The 2,044-nt window shown below is 33.8% G+C and carries 3 protein-coding genes, 2 tRNA genes and 1 pseudogene; all 6 read right to left on the reverse strand.

Features of this window, described 5'->3' with window-relative positions; all coding sequences use genetic code 11:
- Position 1: 1 nt before the first annotated feature.
- Positions 2–78, reverse strand: a tRNA-Met gene (locus J6V67_RS04890).
- Positions 79–92: 14 nt separating this feature from the next.
- Positions 93–168 (reverse strand) — tRNA-Val (locus J6V67_RS04895).
- A 75-nt stretch (positions 169–243) separates the two neighbouring features.
- Positions 244–690, reverse strand: coding sequence for a CopD family protein (locus J6V67_RS04900; protein ID WP_291859584.1), 447 nt, complete (start codon positions 688–690; stop codon positions 244–246).
- A gap of 50 nt (positions 691–740) precedes the next feature.
- Entirely contained in the window at positions 741–1,109 is a 369-nt protein-coding gene (locus tag J6V67_RS04905) for an NINE protein (protein ID WP_291859586.1), read from the reverse strand.
- On the reverse strand, positions 1,109–1,555 hold the full coding sequence (lspA, locus tag J6V67_RS04910; protein ID WP_291859589.1) for a signal peptidase II: 447 nt from the start codon (positions 1,553–1,555) through the stop codon (positions 1,109–1,111). The genes J6V67_RS04905 and lspA overlap by 1 nt, the downstream gene beginning before the upstream one ends.
- Positions 1,548–2,044: pseudogene (gene glmM / locus J6V67_RS04915) on the reverse strand (phosphoglucosamine mutase); the annotation flags it as partial. The gene lspA and the pseudogene glmM, both read right to left, overlap by 8 nt.

The raw sequence follows: 2,044 nt of genomic DNA on the forward strand, positions 1-2,044 counted from the left end.
ATGGTGCCTAGGGGGAGACTTGAACTCCCGACCTCCGGCTTATGAGACCAGCGCTCTAACCAGCTGAGCTACCGAGGCACAATAGCGTTAAATGGTGGCTCTAACAGGACTTGAACCTGTGACCTCCACCATGTCAAGGTGATGCTCTACCAACTGAGCTATAGAACCTTTTTGGCTAAAAAGAATAGAATTATACAAATTCAAGCCTTAAATTTGAATAAATTTTGGGCTTGAATTTAAAATTTATACTAAATTTGCCTTTACAAGCATAGCATAAAGAATCACAAACATAATTATTGTCGGAACTTCGTTATAAATTCTAAAGAATTTTCCGCTTTTTGTGCAGCGATTTTCTTTAAATTGTTTCATAAAATATCCTAAACTAAAATGATAAATCACTAAAATCACTACACAAAGTAGCTTCATATGAAAATATCCTTGCTTCATTAGTTCAGGTTTAGCGCCAATTAAGATAAATAGTCCAGATGCGATTGTAAGAATCATCGCAATCCAGCCAATTCCATGAAATAGTTTGGATTCTTGAATCTTTACAACATCACAAAAGCCGTTATTTGCGATATGTTCAGCATGATAGACAAATAGCCTAGGCAGATAAAAAAGCATCGCCATCCACGATATAAAAGCAGCATAGTGCAACCATTTTAACCATAAATAGGTTTCGTATTCCATATTTTCTCCTTAAATTTTTTGCAAGTTTAGCATATGATTTATAAATGAATTTAAATATTTTTTAAAATCATATCTTTTTGCCTTAGATACTCTTCGTAATTTATAGCACCACTTTTGTAAAGCTCGTAAAGTTTTTCTATATTTTCTAAATTTTTAATATCACTAATACTATGCTGCAATGCGTTTATCTCGTTTATTTTTACCACCCAGCCATGGAGCAAAAAAGCATCAATTAGCCACCATATTAGCCAAAATCCTAAAAATATATAGCCAATTAAAAATATTGCCGTAGCACTTCCAATCCAAAATAGTGCTAACTGCATAACTCCGCTTAAAAACTTTCCGCAGTAAATTCTATGAGCGCTAAAAGCTGATAGAAAAAACCACAGCAGATAGGCTATGTAGATATTTCGTCCCATTATTTTGCCTTTTTTTGGATTAAGGTTTGTAGCAAGATTATAGCTACGCCCAAATTTATCATTATATCAGCAAAGTTAAACACAGCAAATTCAAACCACTTATGCCAAAATATATAATCGACTACGCCTGGATGTATGAATCTATCAAAAATATTAGAACATCCACCGCCTAAAATCAAACCAAAAGCCGCTGTGTGCGACTTTAAAAGCTCTTTTTGCTTAATTAGATAAATAGCTAAAAGTGTGATTAGTGCAATCTGAAGATATTTTAAATTTCCCTCTAAAAACGCTAACATTGAAAATGCAACGCCTTTATTGTAAACTAGCACCAGATCAATAAAATCGCTTTGCCATCTAAAGCCTTGCAAAAATAGCCATTTAATTAGCTGATCAGCTGCAAAAACTATAATAAAATAGCCTAAAAATCGTAAAAATACTCTATTCATTTAATGCTTTTAAAAAGAATTTTTCTACCTCTTCCATCTTTTGAGCGACTAGATTTTCATCCTTGCCCTCTAAGAGTAGTCTAATTAAGTTCTCTGTGCCAGAGTAGCGAAATAGTGATCTAATATGGAGTTTTTCTAGTTCGGATTCAAGCTCTTTTATTCCATTGATCTGATCAAGTGGGCGTTTTTGTACTATTTTTAAATTTGTTAATTTTTGTGGATATGGTTTGATTTTTCCAAAGATTTCACTAGCTTTTTTACTGCTTTTTAGCAAGCATGCACTAACTTGAAGTGCTGAGACTAAACCATCGCCGGTTTTTGAAAAGTCGCTAAAGATTATATGGCCGCTTTGTTCGCCACCAAAATTTATCCCATTATCTTTCATCATTTCTAATACATATTTATCGCCGACATTTGAGCGTTTTAGGGCAATTTTGCGTTTGCTTAAGTGATCATCTAAAGCAGCATTGCTCATCACAGTTGTTACTA

The organism is Campylobacter sp. (assembly GCF_017646085.1).
Lineage (GTDB): Bacteria > Campylobacterota > Campylobacteria > Campylobacterales > Campylobacteraceae > Campylobacter.